Below are 25,627 nucleotides of genomic sequence, written 5' to 3'. Positions count from 1 at the left end.
GCTATGTCACTGCTTGACTACCTTCTACCCTACGATTTCTCGCCGCTGACCGTGCTGAGCTACATGCTCGTGATGGGGTTCTATGGCGTCGGGCTAATTCGGATGCCGGATCAGGATCGGCCTGGCTCGCTACGGATTTTTGCGTTCACCCTGGGGGTGCTGATCTGTTATGCGGTGATGCAGACGCGCTTCGATTACTACGCGCAATACATGTTCTTCGTCCATCGGGGCCAGCATCTGATTCTTCATCACATCGGGCCTATCCTTATCGCCCTGTCCAACCCTTTACCGGTCATGCGGTTCTGGTTTGAAAAAATCCGCCCGGGCTGGAGGCGCGCGCTACGGCCTCTGGGTTGGGTTTATCAGGTTCTGCAACAGCCCTTTATCGCCCTTTTCCTATTTGTTGGGCTCATTTATTTCTGGCTGTGGCCATCGATCCATTTCGACGCCATGCTCAGCCGGGAGCTGTACTGGGTCATGAACTGGAGCATGTTGCTGGATGGTCTTCTCTTCTGGTGGTTGATCTTTGACCCAAGACCGCCGGCGATCACCTCATCGTTGGGGTATGGCAGACGCATGTTGGTTCTGGCTGCCGCGGGTGTGCTTCAGATGTTTCTTGGGGCGTGGATCGTGTTCTCACGTGACATGGTCTATGACGTTTACGAAGTCTGTGGCAGGGCCTGGCCGCTGGATCCAGAAGTCGACCAGCTTCTGGGCGGCATGCTGACCTATATTCCTCCGGCCATGATGAGCATTCTTGGCATTCTTCTGATGCTCCGGCGAGCCATGCATCAGGACGGAAAATATACCAACCAATCCAAACAACTTGAGGAAACAGCGTCATGAGAACTCGCTTCTGGCGACAGCGCACCAACATCATATCGGCGACCTTAACGCTGATAGCATCCCTATTGCTGACTGGTTGCTTTGGCAATGACGAGGAAGACTGGAACGGTAAAAACATCAGTGGCTTGATGCCTGAGCTGGAATTCGACCTGATCAATAGCCAGGGCAAGTCTGTATCTGGCGATGATTACAGTGGCCGCGTGAGAATGCTGTTTTTCGGGTTCACCTCGTGCCCCGATGTTTGCCCGACCGCCCTGCAAAAACTCAATCAGGTAACCAGTGGCCTGGACCCCGAGCTTCAGGATGAAGTACTCACTTTGTTCGTGAGTGTCGATCCGAAACGTGACACGCCCGAGCGCCTCGCAAAATACGTGGATTTCTTCGGTGACAATATTGTAGGGCTCACTGGAAAAGAACCCCAGCTTCGTGAACTGGCAAAACGATATAGGACAACCTTCGGTTATGACGAACCTGACGCTGATGGAAATTATGCGGTGTCACACAGCAGCGCGATTTATGTATTTGATCGCGAAGGTAACCCTCGCCTTTTAATGCGGCCCGATTTGAGCGGGGAAGAAATTCGGCATGACCTCGCTGCTCTTATTCAGGAGGATGCCTGAGTTAACGAAGCTTGCCATTGGAAAGTAATGCTTAGCTGCTGCGGAATACGGCAGCAGCCCGTGACTCAAGATTTGATTGTCGGATGCTTATGTTCATCTTTTGCCGGGCTTCACATATCCAGTTTTTTTGGCCTTTGGAAAGCTGGGGGCAGGTCAATCGGGGTAAACATCGGCTTAGCCCATTATCGCTAACTCTATACCGGAATTAGTTGGCACCTGAAAGTTGCTCCATCAACCATGATGAATCAAAGGCCAATGACGAGCTTGGAACCTTCGGGGGGGAGAAGGAAGGCCTGACTCGAATGTTCGCTTTTGTTTAGATGTCGCGTGGAATATGGGAAGGTCGCGAAGCGAACATTCAGGCGTACTTTTTCGCAAATACGCCCCCAGCCTCCCTCTTTACCAGCCTGGAATTTAACCTGACTGATGTTCCTCAAGGCTTCCGAGAAAACGTGTGGTTAAGTGGTTAAGTCTCGCCGGAAAGCGTCTCGATTATCCGGCAGTCCATGATCACCCCGCCTTCGCAACACTTGCTCAGCCTCTCCAACTCCTGCTCCATCGCACGCAGATCTTTCAGTCGAGAGCGCACCTGCTCCAACTGCTGATCCACCTTGGCGTCCACACCAGCACAGGACTCCTGCTGCCGGTCAGCCAGCGACAATAGCTCCCGGATGTCATCAAGGCTGAATCCAAGACTCCGGCTTCGCCGAATAAACACCAAACGCGAATGATCCGCTGCCGAGTATATGCGGTAGCCCGACGCCGAGCGACTGGCTTCCGGTAACAACCCGATTTTTTCGTAGTAGCGGATGGTCACCGGCTTGATGTCGGTATCTTGGGCCAACTGACCTACCGTGTAGCTTTTCCTGCTCATCACCATTGACCTTATAGTTACTATAACCCCTAGTGTATCGCCATAGTTCAAAATTTAGGAGGCTTCGTCGTGGACAGTTGCTGTGAGAACAAGGCCGGCGAATTGGCGCAACTCAGATCGAGCCAGAGCCGGGTGCTTTATATTGCGCTTGCGATTAACGCGGTGATGTTCGTCGTGGAATTCAGCGCTGGCTGGATTGCGGCTTCCACCGCACTGCTTGGCGATTCCCTGGACATGTTTGGCGACGCGTCCGTCTACGCGCTGACGCTGTTCGTGCTGGAGAGAAGCCGTCGCGCCCGTGCCGGGGCTGCCCTGTTCAAAGGCGGGTTCATGCTGTTGTTCGGGCTCGTGGTTGTTGCCGACGCGATAAGGAAGGTGCTGATTCAAGAGCTTCCCGCTGCGGACTGGATGGGCGCGGTTGGCGTTCTTGCCTTGCTGGCCAACGGCGTGTGTTTCGCGTTGCTCTATCGCCACCGGGCAGACGATCTCAACATGCGCTCCACCTGGCTTTGCTCCAGGAACGACCTGTTCGCTAACAGCAGTGTGATCATTGCCGCAGGACTGGTCGCGGTCACCAACACACTTTGGCCGGACATTATTGTGGGCCTTGCCATTGCCGCGCTTTTCCTGCACTCCGCCTGGCAGGTCATCCGCGAAGGTATGCAGGAATGGCGTGCCGGTGGCGCAGAAGCCGCCGATCAATCCTGCGAAGCGCCGGCTGAGACCTCAGGCGATAGCTGCTGCTCTTCTTCGAAAAGCGCTTGTGGCAGTCAATCGGGAGAGCCATCCCGGTGACCAATACTAGCCAGACGATTCCATGGGGACTGCTGCTGACGGCCTGGCTGCTGGCGTTGGTGTCCTCACTTTCGGCCATCTACATTGGTGAGGTGCTCGGGCAAGCCCCGTGCGTGCTGTGCTGGTTCCAGCGTGCCTTCATGTTCCCGTTGGCGGTGATTCTCGCGGTCGCCTGCTACTACTCGGATTTTAACGTTTGGCGTTACGCCCTGCCGCTGGCTGTCATTGGCTCCCTGTTTGCTCTGGCCCACTCACTGCTGTATGTGGGGTTGCTACCGCAGCCCATTCAGCCCTGCACGGCCACTGGCCCGTCCTGCTCTGGGGCCAGAATGACAATCTTTGGCGGGTTGCCGCTTCCATTCCTGTCCCTGGGCATTTTCGTTGCCATCATCATTCTGCTCTTGGAAATCCGTCGGAGAATTTCTTCATGAATCGTCGTGTCCTTGTTGTTGTTATCTGTCTCGCGTTGATCGCCGCTTTCGGGGCCGCTGTGTTGTTCAAGCCACAGCCCCAACAGGCTCAAAACACGGCGGCCACCACCGAAAAACCGATCGCCACTGCCCAGCCGGTTGCGAATCAACAAGCTCTGGTTCGTTTCCATTCGCCCACGTTCGGGCCCGCCGATGCACCGGTAACCATTGTTGAGTTTTTTGACCCCTCCTGCGAGGCCTGCCGCGCGTTCTACCCCATCGTGAAACAGATCCTTGCGGAATACCCCGGCCAGGTGCGTCTGGTGTTGCGGTACACATTGTTCCACCAGGGCTCTGAGGAAGTCTCCAGAATGCTGGAAGCCGCTCGCCTGCAAAACAGGTATGAACCAGTGCTTGAGGCGGTGTTAGAGGCACAGCCGGCCTGGCATGACGACCCAGAGGTTTTCAGCGCATGGGAAGCAGCGGAGGCTGCCGGCCTCGATCTGGTCCAAGCACGTGCAGACATGCAATCCGACCGAATCAACGCCATTCTTGAAAAGGACATGGAAGACGTAAAAGCCTTCAGTATTCGAGGTACTCCGAGCTTTTTCGTGAATGGCCGCCGACTCACAGAGTTTGGTGCCAAGCCGCTATTGCGCCTTGTTCAGGAGTCGTTGCCGGACTCAGAGCGATAAGGACTCACGGAAATGCCTGATATTGCGACATGGGGAATGTTCGCTGCGTTTTTTGGCGGACTGGTGTCGTTTTTCTCTCCCTGCACTTTGCCGCTGGTCCCGGGATATCTCTCGGTAGTAACCGGCGGCACCGTTACCGAGCATTCAAATCGGTTGAAAGCCCTTTGGCTCAGCGTCTGTTTTGTCCTCGGCTTCAGCATGGTGTTTGTTGCTTTTGGTGCCAGCGCAAGTCTGCTGGGGCAGTGGCTGATGGCCCATCGACAGGAAACCAACCTGGCGGCAGGTGTTCTGATCATACTGATGGGACTCTTTATGCTGGGCTGGTGGAGCCTGCCCGCGCTACAGCAGGACTGGCGCTTTGGGCAAACCCTTGAGGGTGGTGGACGGCCCACAGCCGCGTTTCTTCTCGGGATCGCCTTTGCAGTGGGTTGGACACCGTGCATTGGTCCCATACTGGGCGCTATCCTGGCGCTCAGTTCCACCCATGCGAATGCTGAAACCGGCATGCTGTACCTGGCCGTCTATTCACTCGGTCTGGCGATTCCCTTCCTGGCCACGTCCTTATTCATCGAGCATTTTCGGGCCCGAGTGCGCTGGATGAGTCGTTGGAGCCAGTCTCTGAGAATTTTCGCCGGGCTGGTTCTGATCGTGATGGGGGTGATGGTGCTGACGGGACAAATGACCCGGTTCGCATCATGGATGTTGTCCACTTTTCCAATACTCGGAAGACTGGGTTGATACCTTGCAAGCCTGGGCCAACAAAAAGTTGACCGATATGGCAGAGGAACTGGCCGATGAATAATGAACTCAAGGCGTACTACCTGACAGAGCTGGCCGCCGCCGTTGACGCTGAAAATAAGGGCGATATCGATACAGCGTTCAGACATCTGGAACGGGCTCATATTCTGAGCCAGAAGTTCGCGTTTGCCCATGCGGCAACGCACTTGCGCATGCTCCGGCTGGGCTGGAAAACGCGCGATACCCGAGAGGTTTTCGGGCAGATGGCGCGGGCAATGGCGGCGTTGCTGGTGTCACGCATCTGGGTGCCTGTTGGCAACACGGGGCGTGCGAACGTCAGCGCATTTGAACCAATGGCCGTGCCGGAAGACTTGGCGAACGTTCTGGGACACCAGAAGTCTTCCAACAGGTAATTGAAGGACACCATCTGATGATCACACTCTGCTTCCAACACCATGCAAAGCGCTTTGCATCCATGGCATTGATGACGCTGGCAATCCTCCTCAGTGGCTGCATGGGCGAGGATGCGCCGGATTGGCACGGGACAGACATCAGCGGCGTAATGCCCAAGCTTGAATTCAATTTGACCGACAGCCGGGGAACCTCGGTTTCAGGCGACGATTACAGTGGTCAGGTAAGAATGCTGTTTTTCGGATTTACCTCTTGCCCTGATGTTTGCCCCACCACCCTGCAAAAACTCAGTCAGGCCGTTAGCGGCCTGAGCCCGGAAGACAAGGAGGAGGTACTTACATTGTTCGTCAGTGTCGACCCGGAGCGCGACACGCCCGCACGGCTGGCAGAGTACGTCAATTTTTTTGGTGAAAGGATCGTCGGGCTCACCGGCAAAGCCGCTGACCTCCGAACGCTCACCCAGCGATACCGGACCACGTTCGGGCATGAAGAACCGGACGCAGAAGGTGATTACGCCGTTACTCACAGCGGTGCAGTCTATGTGTTTGATCGTGAGGGTAATCCTCGCCTGCTTATGCGACCGGAAGATTTGAGCGCTCAAGCCATTCGGCAGGACCTTGTTGCCCTGCTTGAAGAGGATTCCTGAATGACTTGAAGCTCTGGAGGAAAGCTATGACTCGAATATTCGCTTTTGTTTAAGCAGCGGACCGATCGAGGCGTCCGGTGGAGGCCGTAGGCCAGCAAGGCCAGGGACTGGCGAGCCTAAGAGAGACAGAGAGAAATAGATTTCTCTCTGTCCGGTTGCTGCAATTTGTGAAATTAAGATGGGTTATGCCAACTAACACACGCCGTCAAGGGTTTCCAGATGATCAGCCCACTTTTGCAGCCACTCGCGACATTCGGGTTCATAATCGTGCAGATCATAAGTCCCTTCAATACCCTTTCTTGAATGCCCTATCACTGCCTCAGCCACTTCATTGCGACAGCCTAAACGAGACAACCCCGTGCGAACCGTACGACGCAGATCATGTGGAGACCAGTCAGGAATGCTATCCAGCCAAGCTTGGCCTGGCTTAAAGTAGGTGCCACTTCGAGCCTTGGCAGAATTTCTCAAATACCATTTTGTTTCGGTAAGCGATTTCTGCTGGATCGGCAATCCCGTCCGACTCGAAGGAAACAGATAGGTATTGGTGGTTAAACGAAGCTGACGGAGAAAAGCCACAGCTTGGCTCGGCAACTGCACATACCGCTCGGCTCCGTTCTTGGAGTCTCGCATATGCCAAACTGCTCGATCGAGATCTACATCAGACCAACGCGCCTTACAAACCTCACCCGTGCGAGCTCCTGTCCACAGAGTCAAACGAATGACGTTCTTTTGTGTTACCGAGAAACCAGAGCCTGGCAACCACGCTAACACTTCCTTCAACTCCGCATCGGACAATACGCGTTTGCCCCGAACAGACGTAAGTCGGACTCTAGCCTGCTTCAGGCTCGACTTTGCCAACAAAGCCGGGTTCGCAAAATCATCATCAAACTTGCCAAGGCCAATCGCATAGTCGTAGGCGGCACTGAGCTCACGCAGCACATTCCCAGCCTGAACGTTTGCTCCCCGGTCAAGAATGTCCTTCACCATCTCTACCACATGTTTACGCCGAACTTCTGCAGCAGATCGATCCCCCAGAGTGCGTACAGCATCACCGTACAGGGTGCGCCTAGTCTCGGCCTGCCCCTTAGGTTTCCGTGCACCAGGAACTCGTTTCTGAGCCCCAGTTCGACGATTTACAACCAGTCGATCCTCAATCACTTCAGTTAAGTACCGATCAACCAAGTCACGAACAGTAAACGCGGCCACCTCTGCCGCTTCCTTTTCCTGTTCAATTTTTGCACTTTGACGTACTTTCTCCCGCTGAATTTCGGCACGAATGCATACGCCATCTCGTCGTAAAGCCTTCATCCGAGCAAGCTCTAGGCGAGCCTCAGCCAGACTCATCGAGGGGTAATTCCCTATCTTGACTTGAGTTAGCTTGCCCGTTTCGGGGCTCCGATAGCGATAGATGAACGACCTGCCACCGCTAGCCCCGCAAGTCACACGCAGACCAGCATTCTCTCCAGTGTCCACTTTGACTTTATCGCCAGGCCGCATCGTCTCGATGGCTCTCGCCGATAGTGGCTTGTTGCCGTGTTTGTTATTCTGCATGCTTTGATCCATTAACTGATTGGAACGATAGCCATCGATGGCATTGATGAAGCTCTGGCCATAAGTATAGCTTTTCATCATCAACAGCCTTTTTTGTTAAGGCGCCCACAACCCTACACCAAAAGCTATACCAAAACCTATACTCTTGAACTGGATTACAGCAGATTTCATCAGACTCCTTCAGATGCTACACAGACAAATTTACCAGAAAACCCCCTGTCAAAAGGCGGTTTGAAGCTATCCTACAGGCGAGCTACCAGTGAGCACAGACGATCTCAAAACTTCACACACCCCCATGATGCAACAATATCTGAAAATCAAAGGCCAGCACCCGGATGAGCTGGTGTTTTACCGCATGGGTGATTTTTACGAGCTGTTCTATGACGACGCCAAAAAAGCCGCAGAGCTGATGGACATTACCCTCACAGCCAGGGGACAGTCCGGCGGCAACCCGATTCCCATGGCGGGCATCCCGTTTCATGCTTCCGAAGGATACATTGCACGGCTGGTCAGGGCTGGTCAATCCATCGCCATCTGCGAGCAGATTGGCGACCCTGCGACCAGCAAAGGGCCGGTAGATCGCCAGGTGGTCAGAATCGTTACTCCCGGCACCCTGAGCGATGACGCCTACCTGGAGGATCGCCGCGACAATCTGTTGGCCGCCATATTCCACCACCGCGAGCAGTTCGGCTTTGCGTCACTGGATATTTCCAGCGGTCGATTTGTGGTTTCCGAGCTGGAAAGCCTGGAAGCCTTGCAGGGAGAGCTGCAGCGTTTGCGCCCGGCGGAGATCCTGATCAGTGAAGATTTTCCGTTTCAGGAGGTGCTTGCAGGCCTTACAGGCGTTCGCCGCCAGGGGCCCTGGCTGTTTGAATCCGATACGGCCCGCCGGGTAATCACCCAGCAATTGCAGGTTCGCGACCTCACCGGTTTTGGCTGCGAAGACCTGGGCCTGGCTATTTGTGCAGCCGGCTGTTTACTGCAGTACGCAAAAGAAACCCAGCGCACCGCCCTGCCCCATATCCGCAAGCTGACCCGGGAGCGGCGCGATGAGGCGGTTATTCTCGACGCTACCAGCCGCCGTAACCTGGAAATCGACGTAAACCTCATGGGCGGGCACCAGCACACACTGGCCTGGGTGATGGACCGGACCGCAACTTCCATGGGTGGACGCGAGCTCAGGCGCTGGTTGAATCGCCCGCTGCGGGATGTGGACGTGGTGCAACAGCGTCAGCACGCGGTATCTGCCTTGCTTGAGGGCTTCCACTACGAACCGGTACATACCCTGTTGAAGGCCGTGGGCGATATTGAGCGCGTGCTTGCCCGCGTGGCGTTGCGCTCGGCCAGGCCCAGGGATCTTGCCCGCCTGCGGGATGCCTTTCTGGCGCTGCCGGAACTGCAGGAAACACTTAAGCCGGTTAAATCACACCATATCGTAAAGCTCGCCACTGTGATTGGAGAGTACCCCGAGCTGGCCGATATTCTGGAGCGCGCCGTTATCGATAATCCCCCGGTTGTCATCCGGGAAGGTGGCGTGATCCGTGAGGGCTTTGACGAAGAGCTGGACGAACTGCGCAACATCAGTGAAAACGCCGGCCAGTATCTGCTTGATGTAGAAACCCGGGAGAAAGAGCGCACCGGCATAAGCACCTTGAAGGTCGGCTACAACCGGGTGCACGGCTACTACATCGAAATCAGCCGGGCCCAGTCTGCTCAGGCACCGGTTGATTATATTCGCCGCCAGACACTGAAAAACGCAGAACGCTTTATTACGCCCGAGCTTAAAGAATTCGAAGACAAAGCCCTGAGTGCCAAAAGCCGGGCGCTGGCAAGAGAGAAAGCACTTTACGATGAGGTGCTGGAAACCGTCGCGGAACAACTCGCACCACTGCAGGATGCCGCGCAGGCGCTGGCAGAGCTGGATGTCATCAGCAATTTTGCCGAGCGAGCCACCACCCTGCGTTTTGTCGCACCGGAATTCCGTGAAACTCCCGGATTTGATATTGAGGATGGCCGCCATCCGGTGGTGGAGCAGCTTCTTGATGAGCCGTTCGTGCCCAACAACCTGCTGATGGACGTAAAACGCCGGATGCTGGTGATTACGGGCCCCAACATGGGCGGCAAGTCCACGTACATGCGCCAGACTGCGCTCATCGCCCTGCTGGCCTACACCGGAAGCTTCGTGCCCGCCAATCGCGCGGTATTGGGGCCGGTAGATCGCATATTCACTCGCATGGGATCATCAGATGACATCGCCGGCGGACGCTCCACCTTTATGGTGGAAATGACCGAGACCGCCAACATCCTGCACAACGCTACCGAGTTCAGCCTGGTGCTGATGGACGAAGTAGGCCGCGGCACCAGCACATTTGATGGTTTGTCCCTGGCGTGGGCCACAGCCGAGCACCTGGCAAAAGAAATTCGCTGCTACACCCTGTTTGCCACACACTATTTTGAGCTCACACAACTGGCGGACGATCTTGAGCTCGCAGTCAACGTGCACCTGACGGCCACCGAGCACGACGACAGCATTGTGTTCCTGCATAACGTGCACGAAGGCCCGGCCAGCCAGAGCTACGGCCTGCAGGTTGCGAAACTTGCTGGCGTACCCCAGAACGTTATACACAACGCCAAAACGCAGCTGAAACTGCTGGAAAACAGTGCAGGGCCCGCAGCGACGCAGCCCGCAGCAGTAGCCGAGGCGAGCACGAAGAATCGTGAGGCATCCAGCCAGGTTGTTTATCAGGGTGACATGTTTGCCAGTGCGGCGCCCAGTGCCGTAGAGGAGGCCCTGCAGGGTCTCGATTTGGACGGACTATCACCCAGGGAAGCCATGAACAGGCTCTATGAATTGAAGGGATTACTGAAAAACTGATACAAAGTTGATCTGGGTAATAAGGTTATAGCGGCCAAACGCTTGCGGCTGTGAGGGTGGCTCCCTACAATATCGCCCATTAAAATATAAGCATGGAGCCTGACATCACGCTCCGGATGAGATTGACCACTGGACCAGGGATCTGATTATGGCGTTTATCGTTACCGATAACTGCATCAAGTGCAAATACACAGACTGCGTGGAAGTGTGCCCGGTAGACTGTTTCTACGAAGGACCGAACTTTCTGGTAATCGACCCTGACGAGTGTATCGACTGCGCGCTGTGTGAGCCTGAGTGCCCGGCCGAGGCGATTTTCTCGGAAGACGAACTGCCGGCAGATCAGGTTCAGTTTGTGGAACTCAACGCCGATCTGGCGGGTAAGTGGCCGAACATCACCGAGAAGAAAGACCCTCTTCCAGAGGCTGAAGAATGGGATGGCAAGCCCAACAAGCTTCAATATCTGGAGAAGTAATTCCAGTGCGGGTTAGTACAACCGCCTGAAAAAAAGGGAAGCCGGCTACGGCTTCCCTTTTTTGTATACCCGGTCAATTCCCTGCCAGTTTTGCACCCATCACAATAAAAAAGCCCCCGGTCAGCCCATTAAGCATTCGCTTTACCCCGGCGCCAACACCCACGCCCCGAAAGCGCACCACCATCCAGGCCAAACCACACTGCCAGAACATCGCCAGCAGAAAGTGCACGCCCGCCAGCACCAGTGATTGCTGAAAGGCACTTCCCGAAGGATCCACAAATTGCGGCAACAGAGCCATATAGAACAGAGCGGTTTTCGGGTTGAGCACATTAGAGAGCAGGCCTTCACGGAACGACACCTGCACTGGAACGTTACGGCGGGCCACGGCGGGCGATTTCGCGTCAGTAGCAGGCCCGCCCTTTACGGCTTGTTTTAGCGAACCCAGGCCGAGCCAGATCAGATAAAAGGCCCCAGCCCACTTGAGCGCAGAGAATGCCCAGGCCGTTTCCAGCAAAAGAAGGGAAATACCCAATGCCGAGAGAGTGGCGTGAATAAACAAGCCACAGCAAATACCCACACTGGTTACACAGCCATCCCGGAAGCCACCGCGACCGGCATTGCGCATAACCAGGAGCGTATCCACACCAGGCGTTACGGTTAGCAGACCTATGGCAATAAGATAAGCCCAGAACAACTCGGAAACCAGACAGACCTCCACATCTTTTGTTGCGGAAGACTGAAGCTGTCAGGCCTCCTGCTCAAGAATTTTGCGCGCGGCTGCAGAGTTATAAAACGCTGCCAGCCGCCGACGCACAAGAGTCTCAACATAACCCTCTTCCCGGAGCACGTCTATAATCGGAATGGCCCAGGCGTCCACTTCTGCCATGATCAAATCCTCGGTAACGCCAACGTCGTCGAGCAGATCGGTAAGCGGTCGGTCACCATATTTCAAAAACAGGTGCGCAACCACTGCACGGGCGCAACCTTCAAAGTAGTCGGTCTTCCGGAACTGCAGCCAGAACTCATAGCCCAGCACCACAAAGGTCTGCAATTCCACATCACCCAAGCCTTCCTGCAACTCCGCAAGCGTTCGGTCCTCCATGGCGACCCAGGCCGCCATAACCGTATCCCTCACCTCATCATCGGAGAGCGCCTTCTGAAGAAACTGCTCACTGCGATTGATCAGCCCTGGCAGGCTGTCGGAGAGCCAGGCTTTGAGCCGTCGTTCAAAGGTTTCATCTAACCCGGGTACCGCTTTATTGGCCATACGCTTGCCAAATTTCATCATGGAACCAACGCCGGGGACCGACTTGGTGATCAGGTTGTCTTCGTAGAGGTAATTGACCACCCCTTGATACACCACATTCGAAACCAGTTCCTGATAAACCGGATGAGCCATGATTTCGCTGATCACCCGCTCACGTTGCTGCCTGAGCGCAAGCATTTCTTCCACAAAGCCAGTAGCTTGCTCCCGGGTGATAATGTCCCCCAGCGCTGTCTTTGCCTGAACCGGCGCATTCAGCACCTCGGTGGCCATTTCACCCGCCAGCTCCGGAATGCCTGCGTCCAGCTCCATGTTCACGACAACACGCTGAATCGTCTCCATCACCTGGTTTTCTGAGGCAATTCGATTCAGCGTAATACCACCCGCAAGATCAAGAAGCTCATTGACTTCCTGCTTGAGAAACTTACGGAGTTTTGCGCCCTTAAGTGCTGCAACCTCATGCTTGATGTGTAGCTCGAGCAGCTGACTGGCTGGATCGGTTTTGCTCTTGGTCATGTAGTGATGGCCCTATTGAGGTTAAAAATCAGATTGTTTTTTTATTGGGGCCGTGAGACTAACACGAAGACAAGCCAGGCGAATTCGCCATAACTGCAATCAATCAGCTGCGGGCTGGCCAGTGTCACCCGCCTCGCCCGTGCAAGATTTTTCGATTCAGGTCAGACTGCCGCATCCAGGTCCTGGAGATTTTTCTCCAGCAGCACCCTGTTGTCCTGCTGCCAGGGATGGAAGTCTTTGCGAAAATACGCCAGAAAGCCTGGCAGGCACTGACGCAAAATACCGGGTTTTCCCCACAGAAAGTTGAGGCCACCCATCCAGGTGCGAAGACTCCAGAGCTTGCCGTCGGTTTTCAGAAGGCTGCAGGTATTCAGGAAGGTATATTTAAAGAAATTCCAGGTTACAAACAGGAAGATAATCCGCCGCATGCGCTCGTTGCCAACGCACTCTCGGTATACATCAAACGCCACCGACTTGTGTTCGGTTTCTTCTATGGCATGCCAGCGCCAGAGCTGGGCCATGGCAGGCGTTGCACCACTCAGCCATTCCGGATCGCTCAATATGGCATTCGCCAGTACCGCCGTATAATGCTCGGCACCGCAAGTACCCGCCAGTTGCCGGCTGGGCGCCAGCTTTCCAACCCACTCCATGTGCTTATGAAAACGGCGTTCCAGCCCGTCAATGTCATAACCCCGAGCTTTTAGAGCCTCGTTGTAGGCTTTGTGCTCACGGCTATGCAGCGCTTCCTGGCCGATAAACCCACGGATCTCGGCTTTCAACTTCGGATCGTCAATCCTGTCCCGATATAGCCGCACCGCATTGATAAATTGTTGCTCTCCATCCGGAAACTGAAGTGATAACGCATTGAAAAATGCTGTACGGAACGCATCATCGCCGTGCCAGAACACTTTCAGATCTTCACTAACATCAAAGTGCAGATGCCGTGGCTGAACGGACACACCCTCGGGAGTGGAGCTGACGGTCATGACTGCCTCCTGCTTTTTTTATAATTTACGAACGGCGGACAAAAAATCACCAATGGATCCAGTTTAGTCCTGAAAACAAGAAGGAAGGAAGGGTGCAACGGGCAAAACGGACAGATTGTCACAAAATGACACACCGTCATTGGTGGCAACCAGTAGAAACAATAACAGCGGGCAAAAAAAGGGGAGGCATTCCGCCTCCCAAAGACACACAGGGTCTGAACTGCCTCCGACCTGAACCGGAGGCCGCCAATTCAGTGTTTGTCGGCCCCATCAATACCCGGCGCTTCAGGGTCCGAGGTAAAACCAAGCAACTTGGTTCGCTCAATCAGCAAGTAAAGAACCACACCCGTCGCAAGTCCCCAGCCCGCGCCGTAAACCGCCAACACCACACCCATGGTGCCGGCTATGCCGCGCTCAGTGTTGTTCTCCAACTGCTCCAAGCCAACCATCAAACAGATATAGCCGGTCAACAGAAGAGTCAGGGACAACGCAATGGGCAGTACCGGCTGGAAAAAACTCACCAACGGCAGAATAAACAGCGCAATAAAGCCGGTAATCCAGAAGGTGCCACCGCCGCTGTAGATAGAATCCATGGCGTTGCGGCCATACTTGTAGCGCTCTGCCATAGTCGCGGTTACGGCGGTCCAGATTGGGCCAGCAAGCCCGGGGTAAGGAGCAAAGAATGCATGTCCACCGTTCCGGATGGCCGTTACCAGGTGCACACGGTCGATACTGTTGTCGATGTCCTCATCTTTACGAAGATGATCCACACGGTTCATCAGGGACTGCCCCACGACGATATCCCCGAAGGCGATGATGTAGGCGATGACCGCCGTTGGGATGGCGTAGAGGAATACTTCGGGATTGGGGAATCCAACCGTAAACGGCAGGTAGTTCCACAACTCATCAAAAGCCGGTTTGGTAATGCCCCATTCAACATTCGGTACATCGTATTCGCCGGTGGCAAACCCCACGAGAATGGCCACAATCATGCCCGGAACCATGCCGTAGTTGGCGATTTTGCGAGCAAAGGAGTTGCTCTCAACAAAGCCCTTGAAAGACACAGAAAACATCAGATACAGGCAAACAAGACCGCCAACAATCAGTGATATGGGCGTATTGGCCACGCGACCGCCCACTTCGATTTCCCCCATTAGCGCGGCAATACCGGCACCGATAATAATCCCGCCCTTCATGGAACGAGGAATCAGATCAACCAGCTTGCTCCCTAGACGAGTGACGCCGAGAAAAAGGAAAATGATAAACACCAGAAACTGCAGTGCGAACATCGCCTGGATTGCCTCCGGGCCAGGCTCAAAATCACTCAGAAAAAGCAGCACCACCGGAATGCCCGGCGTTATCCAGCCGGGCACCAGTGGGACACCCAGCAAGGCAGGCAGCATAAAACCGATACCGCAGATCACGGCATAGGCCAAGGCTACGTCATAGGGCACACCAAGGTATTTTTGCAATAGCGGAATCATGGCCAGACTAACCACAAACATGATCAAAGCCTGAACCATTTCCGCAAATTCCCAGCGGTAATGAACGAAAGGAAGGCGGATTTTGAAAGGGCCTGCAGGCCAAAACGGCTGCTCTTCCCCATTCTTACGGTGAAAAATTTGCATAACAAAGTCTCCTGGCACGCGCGCGCAGCGTGTGCCTGATCATATTTTTTTAGGTTATATTCGGCAGCACCAGGGCTGGTGCTGCCGGCCAGGAGATCAGTCCAGTTCTTTGGCTTGATCCCTCAGTACGAACTTCTGGATCTTGCCCGTGGAGGTTTTGGGCAGTTCAGAGAAAACAACGGTTTTGGGCACCTTGAAGCGAGCCAGGTGTTCGCGGCAGAAGTTGATAATATCCTCTTCGCTTACATCGCCTGCTTCCGGTTTGAGGGTCACAAAGGCGCAGGGAGTTTCGCCCCATTTTTCATCCGGACGAGACACTACAGCGGCCTCGAGAACAGCCGGATGCCGGTAAAGCGTATCCTCTACTTCAATGGTGGAAATGTTCTCGCCGCCGGAAATAATAATATCCTTCAGACGATCCTTGATTTCCATATAGCCGTCTTCGTGCCACACGGCCAGGTCGCCGGTATGGAACCAACCGCCACGAAACGCTTCCTCAGTGGCTTTCGGGTTTTTCAGATAACCTTTCATCACGGTATTACCGCGCAGGAAGATTTCACCGATGGTCTTGCCGTCTTTGGGAACCGGTTCCATCGTTTCGATGTCACCCACCATGGTGCCGGCAAGGGTGTGATAACGCACACCCTGACGGGCTTTTATCTTCGCCCGATCATGCAGCGGCAGATCATCCCACTTCGACTTCCACGCACAGACCGTTACCGGGCCGTAGACTTCCGTCAGGCCATAGACGTGAGTCACTTTGATGCCCATTTCCTCGACAGCACCAATAACCTGAGCCGGAGGCGCCGCGCCTGCGGTCATAGAGCGGACTTCGTGATCAATGCCAGCCTTGGATTCGGGCGGCACGTTCAACAGGGCGTTCAGCACAATGGGTGCGCCGCACATGTGCGTGACCTGATGATCCCGGATCAGTTGCAGAATTTTTTCCGGATCAACCCGGCGCAGGCAAACGTGCGTGCCGGCCATGGCCGTAATCGTCCAGGGGAAACACCAGCCGTTGCAGTGGAACATGGGCAGCGTCCACAGATACACCGGATGCATGCCCATTGACCACACGGCCTGGTTACCCAGGGCGTTGATATAAGCGCCGCGGTGGTGATACACAACACCCTTTGGATTGCCTGTGGTTCCGGAGGTGTAATTCAGCGATATTGCATCCCATTCGTTGTCCGGGAAGCTCCACTGGAACTGCGGATCACCTTCCTTCAGAAACGCTTCGTAGTCCAGATCGCTTACCTGAACGCCCTCTCCGTATTCCGGATCGTCCACATCAATGACCAGAGGCTTGTCTTCCAAACGGCTGACAGCCTCGCGTACCACTTCGCCAAACTCGCGATCTGCGATCACAACTTTTGCTTCGCCGTGATCGAGCATAAAAGAGATGGCTTCCGCATCCAGGCGCACATTCAGCGTGTTCAGCACCGCACCTATCATCGGCACACCGAAATGGCACTCAACCATCGCCGGGATATTGGGCAACATCACGGCGACCGTATCGCCCTTGCCAATGCCTCGACCTTTCAGCGCCGACGCCAGGCGCCGGGAGCGATCATAGGTTTGCGACCAGTTATAGCGGATAGCTCCGTGAATAACGGACGGAAAATCCGGATACACACTGGCAGTACGTTCAATAAAATCAACGGGAGATTGAACAGCGTAATTGGCACCGATAGGCGCAAGGTCCTGATCAAAAATCGAGGTCATTGTGTGGTCCTCTGTATGAGCCTATTGTTCTTGTGGTGTATTCAGCAAAACCGCTGGGGTCGCTATACTTTCATTGCGCGATATAATGCTTAATAACCCAACGTATAGAAATTACACCAACGTATTATAGTGCAAATACTATACTCCATCCCTTGCGAGCGACTCTGTTACTACTATGGGTTTTAGTTTGTCAGATGCAGATCCGCAACCCGGCCTGATACTTGGTGCAAGCGCTACCCTTTTGCGCAGCAATCAGGCCGCCGAAACATTGCGGGCGGGGAACGGCCTGAACAACCTAGCCGATCTGCTGCCGTCGAATGTGCAGGCACTGGTAAAAGCCGCCCTGCATCAAGCACGATCAATCGAGAATGCGGAAGCCCGGTTCAACGAGACCATTCTCATGTGGACGTTTATCCCCTGCCAGCAAACTGGTGAGGTGCTTGCCCGAGGCAGAGATGCCACAGACGATGTCCGGACCCAGGAACAAGCCATTCGGTCAAATCGCCTTTATCGGCTGATCACCGAAAACACCACCGACCTCATCTCGCGGCATGCTCCGGATGGACGTTTTATCGATGCGACCCCGGCTTCATGGCGCCTGCTCGGTTACTGGCCAGAAGAGCTCCGGGGCAAAGCGTTGGAGGAAATCTTTCATATTGACAGTACAGCCCGGCAACTGATGGAAAGTCACAGACTTTTGACGGAAGACGGATACGCTACCATGACCCTGGACATAACTCATCGTGACGGCAGCAAACGCTGGCTCGAGATTGCAAGCCGCGCCATACGGGAAACCTACACGGGTGCGGTTGTCGAGGTGGTCAGCGTATCGAGGGATATCACGGCACGGGTGGAGTCGGAAGAAAACAGCCGTAAGCTGGCAGATGAGCTTGCCCACACGGCACGATTGGCAACTCTTGGCGAGCTGGCCTCAAGCATTGCCCACGAAATGAACCAGCCATTGGCAACAATCGTCAACTTTGCCGGTGCCAGCCAGCGCTACCTGAAAACCGCCGGAACCCACCCTGAACACCTTGAGCGCGTAGACGATGGTCTTGAGAAGATCATTCATCATGCCAATCGCGCTTCCGAAGTCATAAAGCGCCTGCGCGCCTTTCTGCGCAAAGGCCAGAAGCGCACCGCAGCGGTTTCGCTAAACCAGACGCTCAGTAACGTCGCCCGGCTTTGTCAGTGGGAAGCTGACAAAAACAACGTGGACATTCTCTGCTTACCGGCCACCTGCGAGCCGGGCATCATCGCAGATCCGGTTTTGCTGGAGCAGGTGCTGATCAACCTGATCCGTAATGGCATCGAAGCAAACGTGGAGGCGCAGAACTCTCAACCAGACGATCTCCGTTCCCGCCTGATGATCTCAACGTCAATAAATAATGAAGGCGAAACATTGATTGATGTCACGGATGAAGGCCCCGGGCTTGATGAACAGGGAATCAGACAGATGTTTCAGCCGTTTTATACCAGCAAACCTCAGGGGCTTGGGCTCGGGCTTTCCATGAGCCGTTCCATCATCGAAGGTTTTGGCGGATTTCTGGATGCGCAACCTGCCGCAACCGGCGGCCTTACGCTAACCTGTCGCTTCCCGGTAGCATCAGCAAACAAACGCATATCAAGCTCGGAGACTGCACCCGATGAGTGACCAACCTGCCCCTGATACCACCACGGTTTATATTGTTGACGACGACGCCGGCATGCTGGAATCAACCCAGTGGTTGCTGGAGTCGGTCGGGTTGAACGTGCGGGCTTACAGCGACGGCCGCAAGTTTCTTGACGCTCTGGGAGACACCCGGGGCGGCTGTGTGGTGCTGGATGTAAGGATGCCAGGCCTCGGCGGACTTAACGTTCAGGAAGAGCTTCAAAAACGAGGCATTGAGTTACCCATTATTTTCGTATCTGGCCATGCAGATGTGCCTATTGTGGTGCGCGCGTTCAAATCTGGCGCCTTTGACTTTATCGAGAAACCGTTCAACGAGCAGCTACTTCTGGACAGCGTGCAACAGGCACTGGAGGTTCATCAACACTCCAGCCATCTGCAGTTGGGTGACGAACGGACGGACGCGCTTATTGCAACGCTCACGCGCCGGGAGCGGGATGTGTTTCTGCCCATGGCCCAAGGCTACACCAGCCGGGAAATTGCCGATCAGCTGGGCGTCAGCGTCAAGACCATTGATCTTTACAGAGCCCGCGTAATGAAGCGGCTTGGTGCGGAGCGACTGCCTGATATTACAGGCATAGCCATCACAGCCGGGATGATTGATCCATTGAAGCTTCGCACCTAACCCCGCAGACAGTTCTCTCAACCGCCTAGCGCCTGCTCTTCATGAACAAGCGCACCGAGTCTCGCGATGGCCTGATCGATACGCTCGCTCCAGGGGTTGCCCCCGTTTAGCCGCAGGCAGGACTCGAATTTGTCTGAAATCGAGAACATCAAGCCCGGTGCCACGTTGATGTTTTCGGCCCGGGCACGATGATAAACCCTTGTTCCGGAAACCCCGACAGGCAACTGAACCCAGAGTACGAAGCCGCCCTGAGGCCTGCTCACCGCCGTACCGACAGGAAACGACCGCGCCACAGCCGCTCGCATTCGCTCTGTCGCCTCCCGATAATTCTGCCGTGCAGAGCGCAAATACCGATCATAGCCACCCTGCTCAAGAAAATGCGCCACCGCCAGCTGCGGAATGGACGCCGTAGCCAGGTTGGAAAAGTACTTTTGCTGCCTGGCGCTGGCCATGTACCGCCCCGGAAGCATCCAACCCAATCTGAGCCCGGGAGAAATGGTTTTTGAAAACGAATTGCAGTAGATCACGTTATCCGTGCGATCAAAGGCTTTGGCAGGCTTCGGCCTTTCGCCCGTGTGGTAGAGATCTCCGTAAATATCATCTTCAATCAACGGCACTCCGGCAGCAGCAAGCATCGAAACCAGCTGTTTCTTGCGCTCATCCGGCATTCTGGCGCCCATGGGATTGCTGTGATTGGTGACCACCACACAAGCTTTCAGAGGCCACTGTTCCAGGGCCAGCTGCAGGCCTTCAAGGCTGAGACCATCGGATGGGTGGGTCGGAATTTCCATTGCCCGCAACCCGACAACTTCCAGGGCCTGAAGAATGCCCGGAAACGATGGCGACTCAACAGCCACTATGTCTCCCGGCTGGGTAACGGCGCGCAAACCGAGAATAATGGCTTCCTGGGCACCATTGGTTGCGAGCACATCATCCGGCGTAACCGGAACACCCACGGAGGCCATACGCTGCGCAATCTGCCGGCGAAATGTCTCCTTGCCGGGAAACGCGTAGTCGAGCGTTTCAAGACCACGCCGTGCTGCCCAAAGAGTGCACTGCTGAATCTGCCGCAACGGCAGGTAATCCGCATGGGGAATGGCAGTGGCCAGCGGCACCATGCGCTTTTGCTCGTCAGCACACAGGTCAAGAGTCATCTCTCGCGCACTGGCCGGAACCGGACGGCTTCGATGCCTGTGCATAACCGGCTCCGGAGCATCGACTGCGGGCAAGCGCACGAAATAACCACTGCGCTCCCGGGCCTGGAGATAACCGCGGGCTTCAAGCGTCTGGTGCGCCTGCAACACGGTTGAAATACTGACCCCAAACTGTTTGCTCAACACTCTCACACCCGGCAGGCGATCTCCATCCCGGTATACGCTGTCCTGTATCAGGGTCTGAAGTCTGTCTGCTACCTGGTTATATAAAACACCCATTCCATCTGCCTCGCCGAATCAAAAGACATTGCCCTTCTGGTTAGCCGTCGTGCCTATTGCAACAGATCGGCATCTGATGGGAGCAGTACAGATACCGGATAAAAATACCAATACAGTTATCCAAATCAACACGCTGTACCGGTTCAAAAACAGGTTATCTGAATCTGTTATGACTGTCAGCACGGGAGGACAATAACAACATCGCAAACAGAAGAAGGAGTTTCATCATGGGCATCGCCAACACGCACGGCCTCGCAGCAACCCGAAACAATCTTTTCGGGCTTCAGTCAAACGTTCCATCCCTGTACGGGGAAGGGCTGGACATCAGCAGCAAGTTCCTGGCGAAACTCGGGTTTTCTGTCAGTCAACCAGCACAGGAACATTGGGTGGTAACACATCACAACCCTTTACCCGAGCTGCACTTTTACAGTGAGCGTGAACTGGCACAGTTTGCCAGCTACAAGGCCCACCTTTACGCTAAGCATTTGCCCCCGGAGAACAGAACATGAGATACCCCATTTATCAGGTAGACGCGTTTACCAACGAGATATTCAAGGGTAATCCGGCCGCTGTCATACCGCTGGATGCATGGCTTCCAGACAAAACCTTGCAGGCTCTGGCAGCTGAGAACAATCTCTCGGAGACGGCGTTTTTCGTGCCTGAAACCGATGCTGATAACTCGGATTTTCACATTCGCTGGTTCACCCCATGTTTCGAAGTGCCGCTGTGTGGGCATGCCACACTGGCCAGCGCCTGGGTCATCTTTAACAAACTGGGCTGGTCTGAAAATGCGGTACGCTTCCACTCCAAAAGTGGCCCTCTGGGCGTACATAAGAGCCCGGACGACTGGCTCGAGCTGGACTTTCCCAACCTTCGGATAGAAGAACAGCAAACACCCGCAATCATTCTCGAAGCGCTTGGAAATGCACCCGCTAAGGCTTTTCACGTACCGAGCGACACCAATGACATGATCGTTCTGGAAAGCGAAGCAGCGGTGAGAGCAGTTCAACCGGATATGCGAATACTGAAGCAACTGGGCAATATGGGCCTGATAATCACTGCGCCGGGCGACCAGGTCGATTTTGTCAGCCGATACTTCGCACCCGGCTCAGGCATTGATGAAGACCCGGTTACCGGCTCGATTCACAGTGTTCTGGTGCCCTACTGGGCCGAAAAGCTCGGCAAAACCAAACTTGAAGCCCGGCAACTGTCGGCACGGGGCGGTGTATTACGCTGTGAGCTGAAAGGCGACCGTGTTGCTATTGCCGGGCAAGCGGCTTTCTACATGGAAGGAACGGTTCATCTGGAATGAGCCATAAAGCCGCTCTGAGGCTGGTATACTGCGCGCCTCATTAACCAATCGGCGGGCAGTAATGACGGCAAGTTCCAGTAACCAGTACGACGTAATCATTATCGGTGCCGGCGCCGCCGGCCTGATGTGCGCTGCTACCGCAGGTTATCGCGGGCGCAAAGTTCTGGTACTGGATCACGCCAACAAGCCTGGCAAAAAAATCCTTATGTCTGGCGGCGGGCGCTGTAACTTCACCAACCTCAATAGCACGCCTGCCAATTTTCTATCAGATAATCCACGCTTCTGCATTTCCGCCCTCAAGCGTTACACTCCGCAGCATTTTCTGGATCTTGTTGAACGCCACGGCATTGAGCATGAAGAGAAAGCCGCCGGCCAGCTGTTTTGCAAAGACAGCGCGAAAGACATACTCACCATGCTGCTGACGGAATGCGACTGGTCCGGTGCTGAAATCCGCATGAAAACCAGCGTAAAAGGCATCGCTCAAAGCGCCGGGCACTACCGGGTTAACACCAGTTCAGGCACCCTTACCTGCGAATCCCTGGTTATCGCCTGCGGCGGCCTATCCATCCCCACCATGGGCGCCACAGGATTCGGTTACGAGATTGCCCGGCAGTTCGGGCTTACAGTTCTGCCCACCCGAGCCGGGCTGGTGCCTTTCACGCTGCACCTGGAGCTGAAACAGCAGCTGGCACCGCTTTCAGGCGTTAGTTGCCCGGTGGATGCTGCCTGCAACAACCATCATTTCCGGGAGCCCATGCTGGTCACGCACCGGGGCCTGAGCGGGCCGTCGATGCTACAGATCTCCAGCTTCTGGCAGCCCGGCGACCCGCTGACAATCAACCTGCTGCCAGATCGCAACATCCGTGAAGATCTGGCAGGCCTGCGCAAACAAAAGCCACAGTCAACAATTGCTCAATACCTCGCCCAGCATCTGCCCAAGCGTTTCGCTCAGGCGTTCAACGAGCTTTACGGCTGGAGCGGCCCGCTTCAGGGCTACAGAAACAGCGACATCGAGCAGATTGCGGACACGCTGGGGCAATGGACAGTCAAACCGGCAGGGACAGAAGGGTACAGAACAGCCGAAGTGACACTGGGCGGAGTGGATACCCGTCAGCTTTCCTCAAAAACCATGGCGGCTCTGGAGCACCCGAACCTGTACTTTATTGGCGAGGTTGTGGACGTAACAGGACACCTGGGCGGGCATAATTTTCAGTGGGCCTGGGCTTCGGGGGTGGCTGCGGGGGCGGCAACTTAATCTGTGCATTCCTCAAGGCTCTGCCAGCATTGAGCGACCCCGAGCGGAACGTTATGATTGTTCCATAATTTTGAGCGAGATACCGTCTTATGAGCACCCCTTCCCCCTACGACAACCTGCCCGACGCACAAGGCTTTTTCGGTAAATTTGGCGGGCAGTTTGTGCCGCCGGAACTGAAACAGGTAATGGATGAAATCAGCGCCGCCTATCACGAAATCCGCCAGCGCAAGGATTTTCAGGACGAGCTGGCCTACCTGTTGGCGGATTATGTAGGCCGACCCAGCCCGATTTTCTACGCCCGCCGGCTGTCTGAAAAACTCGGTGGTGCGCGCATCTACCTGAAGCGGGAAGATCTTAACCACACCGGTGCTCACAAGATCAATCACTGCCTGGGTGAAGCCTTGCTGGCGAAGTTTATGGGCAAAACCAAAGTGATTGCAGAGACTGGCGCAGGCCAGCACGGTGTCGCTCTGGCAACCGCTTGCGCTCTTGTGGGCATTCCCTGCGAGATTCATATGGGCTCGGTGGATATCGCCAAAGAACACCCGAACGTAACCAAGATGAAAATCCTGGGCGCCACGCTGGTTCCGGTGACTCGCGGCACCGCCACCCTTAAAGACGCTGTTGACAGTGCATTCGATGAGTACCTGAAAGACCCGCAGAATTTTATTTACGCCATTGGCTCCGTTGTGGGCCCACACCCCTTCCCGGGTATGGTTCGTGATTTTCAGTCTGTGGTTGGCCGCGAAGCCCGTGCGCAGTTTATGGAGCGCTACCAGAAGCTCCCGGATTACATCGCGGCCTGCGTGGGTGGCGGTTCCAACGCCATGGGCATTTTCACAGCGTTCCTGAACGATGAGAGCGTCAAATTGGTAGGGGTGGAGCCGGCAGGTGAGGGTCTCGACACGGATCGCCACGCGGCTACCATGACACTGGGTAAACCCGGGCAGTTACACGGTATGGCCTGCTACGTGCTCGAAGACAGCGAAGGTAACCCGATGCCGGTTCACTCCATCGCGTCCGGACTGGACTACCCTGGCAGCGGCCCACAACACAGTTACCTGAAGGACCTGGGCCGGGTGGAATACGCCAGCGCCAATGACACTGAGTGCCTGGACGCATTCATGATGTTGTCGCGTGTAGAAGGCATCATTCCTGCGCTGGAAAGCGCCCACGCAGTGGCCTGGGCAATCCGCGAGGCACCCAAACTGTCGAAGGAGCAGTCTATTTTGATCAACCTTTCAGGCCGAGGGGATAAAGACGCCGACTACGTGGCTGAAAAGCTGGGGCTGTAAGCGCTTGGCGCAGTTATAAAAAAAGGCGAAGCCCTTAAGCGGCTTCGCCTTTTTAGTGCCTTGCTATCCAGCAGCTTGGGTGAACACAAACCTAGCGCAGAATCACCAACGGCTTTTTAGCCGATGTCAGCATGCTGGTCGTCGTGCTGCCCAATAAAAAGCGGCGAATTTTCGAGTGGCCGTAAGCGCCCATCACCAGAATGTCGATATCGAACTCATCCTGATAACCGTGCAATACTGGCTCTACCTCGCCACTTCGAATAGCCAGGGTAACTTCCGACTCCAGAGGAGCCAGCATAGCCTCGGCCTTGCGCAATTGGGCCATGGCTTCTGAGGTTTCATTACCCACCATCACCAGATGCAGGGGCATACCCTTGAGTACCGAACTGGCGGCCAGGTGCTCAACTCCGCGAAACGCCGTAGCGCTGCCGTCAAACGCAAGCATGGCGCTTTTGGGCGCTGAAAACTCATTCGGTACCAGCAGGATAGGTCGACTCATGCTACGGATGACGGTTTCCAGTTGGCTGCCAATATGTTGTTCACGGTCTGAACTGCTTTCGCCGTGCAACCCCATCACCAGCACACGGATCTCAGCCTGCATAGCCAGCAGCGACTCCGTAAGATCGCCGTGGCGCTGGCGCTTTTTGATGTCGCTGATACCGGCTTCCTGCAATCGCAGCGAGGCCTCATCCAGCATATGATTGCCGTGTTCCAACGCCAGTTTGGCCCGTTTGCGATCGAGTTGCGCCAGTTCATCAAGCAAATGCTCGCGGCTGCCCAGACCAATGTTGCCCGCCAGGTCCGGCTCTGATGGATAGCGCTCTTCATCGAGCACGTGCAGAAGGGTCAGCGGTGAGTCCATATGCTTGCTGGCCCAGGCGGCATAATCACATACCGCCGGCGCAGCGCGGGAGCCGTCAATACAGGCCACAACCTGCAGTGTATCTTGAGGATTGGGTCGGGAGTTTCCTGTTGTGTCTTGCATA

At 55.1% G+C, this 25,627-nt stretch carries 25 protein-coding genes; 16 read left to right on the top strand and 9 right to left on the bottom strand.

The window, feature by feature from the left end:
* Positions 1-3: 3 nt before the first annotated feature.
* Positions 4-846, top strand: a complete 843-nt coding sequence (locus tag FFI90_RS16495) for a cytochrome c oxidase assembly protein (RefSeq protein ID WP_144779533.1) — start codon at positions 4-6, stop codon at positions 844-846.
* Complete coding sequence (locus FFI90_RS16490; RefSeq protein ID WP_023010649.1) at positions 843-1,466, top strand: SCO family protein; 624 nt, start codon at positions 843-845, stop codon at positions 1,464-1,466. The genes FFI90_RS16495 and FFI90_RS16490 overlap by 4 nt, the downstream gene beginning before the upstream one ends.
* 466 nt (positions 1,467-1,932) lie before the next feature.
* Here the strand turns inward: FFI90_RS16490 and FFI90_RS16485 are convergent, their stop codons facing one another.
* Positions 1,933-2,340, bottom strand: a complete 408-nt coding sequence (locus FFI90_RS16485; RefSeq protein ID WP_144779531.1) for a MerR family transcriptional regulator — start codon at positions 2,338-2,340, stop codon at positions 1,933-1,935.
* 69 nt (positions 2,341-2,409) lie between these two features.
* Between FFI90_RS16485 and FFI90_RS16480 the strand changes: the two genes are divergently transcribed.
* Genes FFI90_RS16480 through FFI90_RS16455 form a run of 6 tightly spaced genes read left to right on the top strand, consistent with a single transcriptional unit; the run spans position 2,410 to position 6,035 of the window.
* Positions 2,410-3,135 carry a cation diffusion facilitator family transporter gene (locus FFI90_RS16480; RefSeq protein ID WP_144779529.1) on the top strand — a complete coding sequence of 242 codons (726 nt, stop codon included), beginning with the start codon at positions 2,410-2,412 and terminating at the stop codon, positions 3,133-3,135.
* Complete coding sequence (locus FFI90_RS16475; RefSeq protein ID WP_186318007.1) at positions 3,132-3,566, top strand: disulfide bond formation protein B; 435 nt, start codon at positions 3,132-3,134, stop codon at positions 3,564-3,566. The genes FFI90_RS16480 and FFI90_RS16475 overlap by 4 nt, the downstream gene beginning before the upstream one ends.
* Positions 3,563-4,240, top strand: a complete 678-nt coding sequence (locus FFI90_RS16470) for a DsbA family protein (protein ID WP_144779527.1) — start codon at positions 3,563-3,565, stop codon at positions 4,238-4,240. Before FFI90_RS16475 ends, FFI90_RS16470 begins: the two co-directional genes overlap by 4 nt.
* A 12-nt stretch (positions 4,241-4,252) precedes the next feature.
* Positions 4,253-4,978 (top strand): cytochrome c biogenesis CcdA family protein, encoded by a 726-nt coding sequence (locus FFI90_RS16465; protein WP_144779525.1) that lies wholly within the window; start codon positions 4,253-4,255, stop codon positions 4,976-4,978.
* A gap of 56 nt (positions 4,979-5,034) precedes the next feature.
* Positions 5,035-5,391, top strand: coding sequence for a DUF3703 domain-containing protein (locus FFI90_RS16460; RefSeq protein ID WP_091705820.1), 357 nt, complete (start codon positions 5,035-5,037; stop codon positions 5,389-5,391).
* A 17-nt stretch (positions 5,392-5,408) separates the two neighbouring features.
* Positions 5,409-6,035, top strand: a complete 627-nt coding sequence (locus FFI90_RS16455) for an SCO family protein (RefSeq protein WP_246123627.1) — start codon at positions 5,409-5,411, stop codon at positions 6,033-6,035.
* A gap of 192 nt (positions 6,036-6,227) precedes the next feature.
* Here the strand turns inward: FFI90_RS16455 and FFI90_RS16450 are convergent, their stop codons facing one another.
* Entirely contained in the window at positions 6,228-7,667 is a 1,440-nt protein-coding gene (locus tag FFI90_RS16450) for a tyrosine-type recombinase/integrase (RefSeq protein ID WP_222120528.1), read from the bottom strand.
* Between the two features lie 214 nt (positions 7,668-7,881).
* On the opposite strand from FFI90_RS16450, the gene mutS reads away from it, so the two are divergent.
* Positions 7,882-10,461, top strand: coding sequence for a DNA mismatch repair protein MutS (gene mutS, locus FFI90_RS16445; RefSeq protein WP_144779572.1), 2,580 nt, complete (start codon positions 7,882-7,884; stop codon positions 10,459-10,461).
* A 148-nt stretch (positions 10,462-10,609) separates the two neighbouring features.
* Positions 10,610-10,933 (top strand): ferredoxin FdxA, encoded by a 324-nt coding sequence (gene fdxA / locus FFI90_RS16440; RefSeq protein ID WP_096783204.1) that lies wholly within the window; start codon positions 10,610-10,612, stop codon positions 10,931-10,933.
* Between the two features lie 73 nt (positions 10,934-11,006).
* On the opposite strand, the gene FFI90_RS16435 is transcribed toward fdxA, so the two are convergent.
* The 5 genes from FFI90_RS16435 to FFI90_RS16415 all read right to left on the bottom strand — a co-directional run bounded on the left by FFI90_RS16435 (position 11,007) and on the right by FFI90_RS16415 (position 17,052).
* Positions 11,007-11,651, bottom strand: a complete 645-nt coding sequence (locus FFI90_RS16435) for a LysE family translocator (RefSeq protein WP_144779523.1) — start codon at positions 11,649-11,651, stop codon at positions 11,007-11,009.
* Positions 11,652-11,678: 27 nt separating this feature from the next.
* Positions 11,679-12,713 carry a hypothetical protein gene (locus tag FFI90_RS16430; protein WP_144779521.1) on the bottom strand — a complete coding sequence of 345 codons (1,035 nt, stop codon included), beginning with the start codon at positions 12,711-12,713 and terminating at the stop codon, positions 11,679-11,681.
* A 161-nt stretch (positions 12,714-12,874) separates the two neighbouring features.
* Positions 12,875-13,699 (bottom strand): metal-dependent hydrolase, encoded by an 825-nt coding sequence (locus FFI90_RS16425; RefSeq protein WP_144779519.1) that lies wholly within the window; start codon positions 13,697-13,699, stop codon positions 12,875-12,877.
* Between the two features lie 251 nt (positions 13,700-13,950).
* Positions 13,951-15,327: a solute carrier family 23 protein gene (locus tag FFI90_RS16420; protein WP_144779517.1), complete on the bottom strand. Its 1,377-nt coding sequence runs from the start codon at positions 15,325-15,327 to the stop codon at positions 13,951-13,953.
* 96 nt (positions 15,328-15,423) lie between these two features.
* Positions 15,424-17,052 (bottom strand): acyl-CoA synthetase, encoded by a 1,629-nt coding sequence (locus FFI90_RS16415; RefSeq protein ID WP_144779515.1) that lies wholly within the window; start codon positions 17,050-17,052, stop codon positions 15,424-15,426.
* 175 nt (positions 17,053-17,227) lie between these two features.
* On the opposite strand from FFI90_RS16415, the gene FFI90_RS16410 reads away from it, so the two are divergent.
* Both FFI90_RS16410 and FFI90_RS16405 read left to right on the top strand, forming a co-directional pair.
* Positions 17,228-18,706: a sensor histidine kinase gene (locus tag FFI90_RS16410; RefSeq protein ID WP_144779513.1), complete on the top strand. Its 1,479-nt coding sequence runs from the start codon at positions 17,228-17,230 to the stop codon at positions 18,704-18,706.
* Positions 18,699-19,346 (top strand): response regulator transcription factor, encoded by a 648-nt coding sequence (locus tag FFI90_RS16405; protein WP_144779511.1) that lies wholly within the window; start codon positions 18,699-18,701, stop codon positions 19,344-19,346. The genes FFI90_RS16410 and FFI90_RS16405 overlap by 8 nt, the downstream gene beginning before the upstream one ends.
* Before the next feature lie 17 nt (positions 19,347-19,363).
* Here the strand turns inward: FFI90_RS16405 and FFI90_RS16400 are convergent, their stop codons facing one another.
* The gene (locus FFI90_RS16400) at positions 19,364-20,779 is read right to left on the bottom strand and encodes an aminotransferase-like domain-containing protein (RefSeq protein WP_144779509.1); all 1,416 of its coding nucleotides are present in this window, start codon (positions 20,777-20,779) and stop codon (positions 19,364-19,366) included.
* A gap of 227 nt (positions 20,780-21,006) precedes the next feature.
* Here FFI90_RS16400 and FFI90_RS16395 point away from each other — a divergent pair, with 227 nt between their 5' ends.
* The 4 genes from FFI90_RS16395 to trpB all read left to right on the top strand — a co-directional run bounded on the left by FFI90_RS16395 (position 21,007) and on the right by trpB (position 24,641).
* On the top strand, positions 21,007-21,288 hold the full coding sequence (locus FFI90_RS16395; protein ID WP_144779507.1) for a hypothetical protein: 282 nt from the start codon (positions 21,007-21,009) through the stop codon (positions 21,286-21,288).
* The gene (locus FFI90_RS16390; RefSeq protein ID WP_144779505.1) at positions 21,285-22,091 is read left to right on the top strand and encodes a PhzF family phenazine biosynthesis protein; all 807 of its coding nucleotides are present in this window, start codon (positions 21,285-21,287) and stop codon (positions 22,089-22,091) included. The genes FFI90_RS16395 and FFI90_RS16390 overlap by 4 nt, the downstream gene beginning before the upstream one ends.
* 61 nt (positions 22,092-22,152) lie before the next feature.
* Positions 22,153-23,346, top strand: a complete 1,194-nt coding sequence (locus FFI90_RS16385) for a BaiN/RdsA family NAD(P)/FAD-dependent oxidoreductase (RefSeq protein ID WP_144779503.1) — start codon at positions 22,153-22,155, stop codon at positions 23,344-23,346.
* A gap of 89 nt (positions 23,347-23,435) precedes the next feature.
* Positions 23,436-24,641, top strand: a complete 1,206-nt coding sequence (gene trpB / locus FFI90_RS16380; protein ID WP_144779501.1) for a tryptophan synthase subunit beta — start codon at positions 23,436-23,438, stop codon at positions 24,639-24,641.
* Between the two features lie 91 nt (positions 24,642-24,732).
* On the opposite strand, the gene FFI90_RS16375 is transcribed toward trpB, so the two are convergent.
* The gene (locus FFI90_RS16375) at positions 24,733-25,626 is read right to left on the bottom strand and encodes a universal stress protein (protein ID WP_144779499.1); all 894 of its coding nucleotides are present in this window, start codon (positions 25,624-25,626) and stop codon (positions 24,733-24,735) included.
* Position 25,627: the final 1 nt, after the last annotated feature.

The sequence above is a fragment of the Marinobacter maritimus genome (assembly GCF_007671675.1).
Classification (GTDB): Bacteria; Pseudomonadota; Gammaproteobacteria; order Pseudomonadales; family Oleiphilaceae; genus Marinobacter; species Marinobacter maritimus.
The sequence above is the reverse complement of the archived record's forward strand: the minus strand, read 5'-3'. Positions and strand labels throughout refer to the sequence as shown.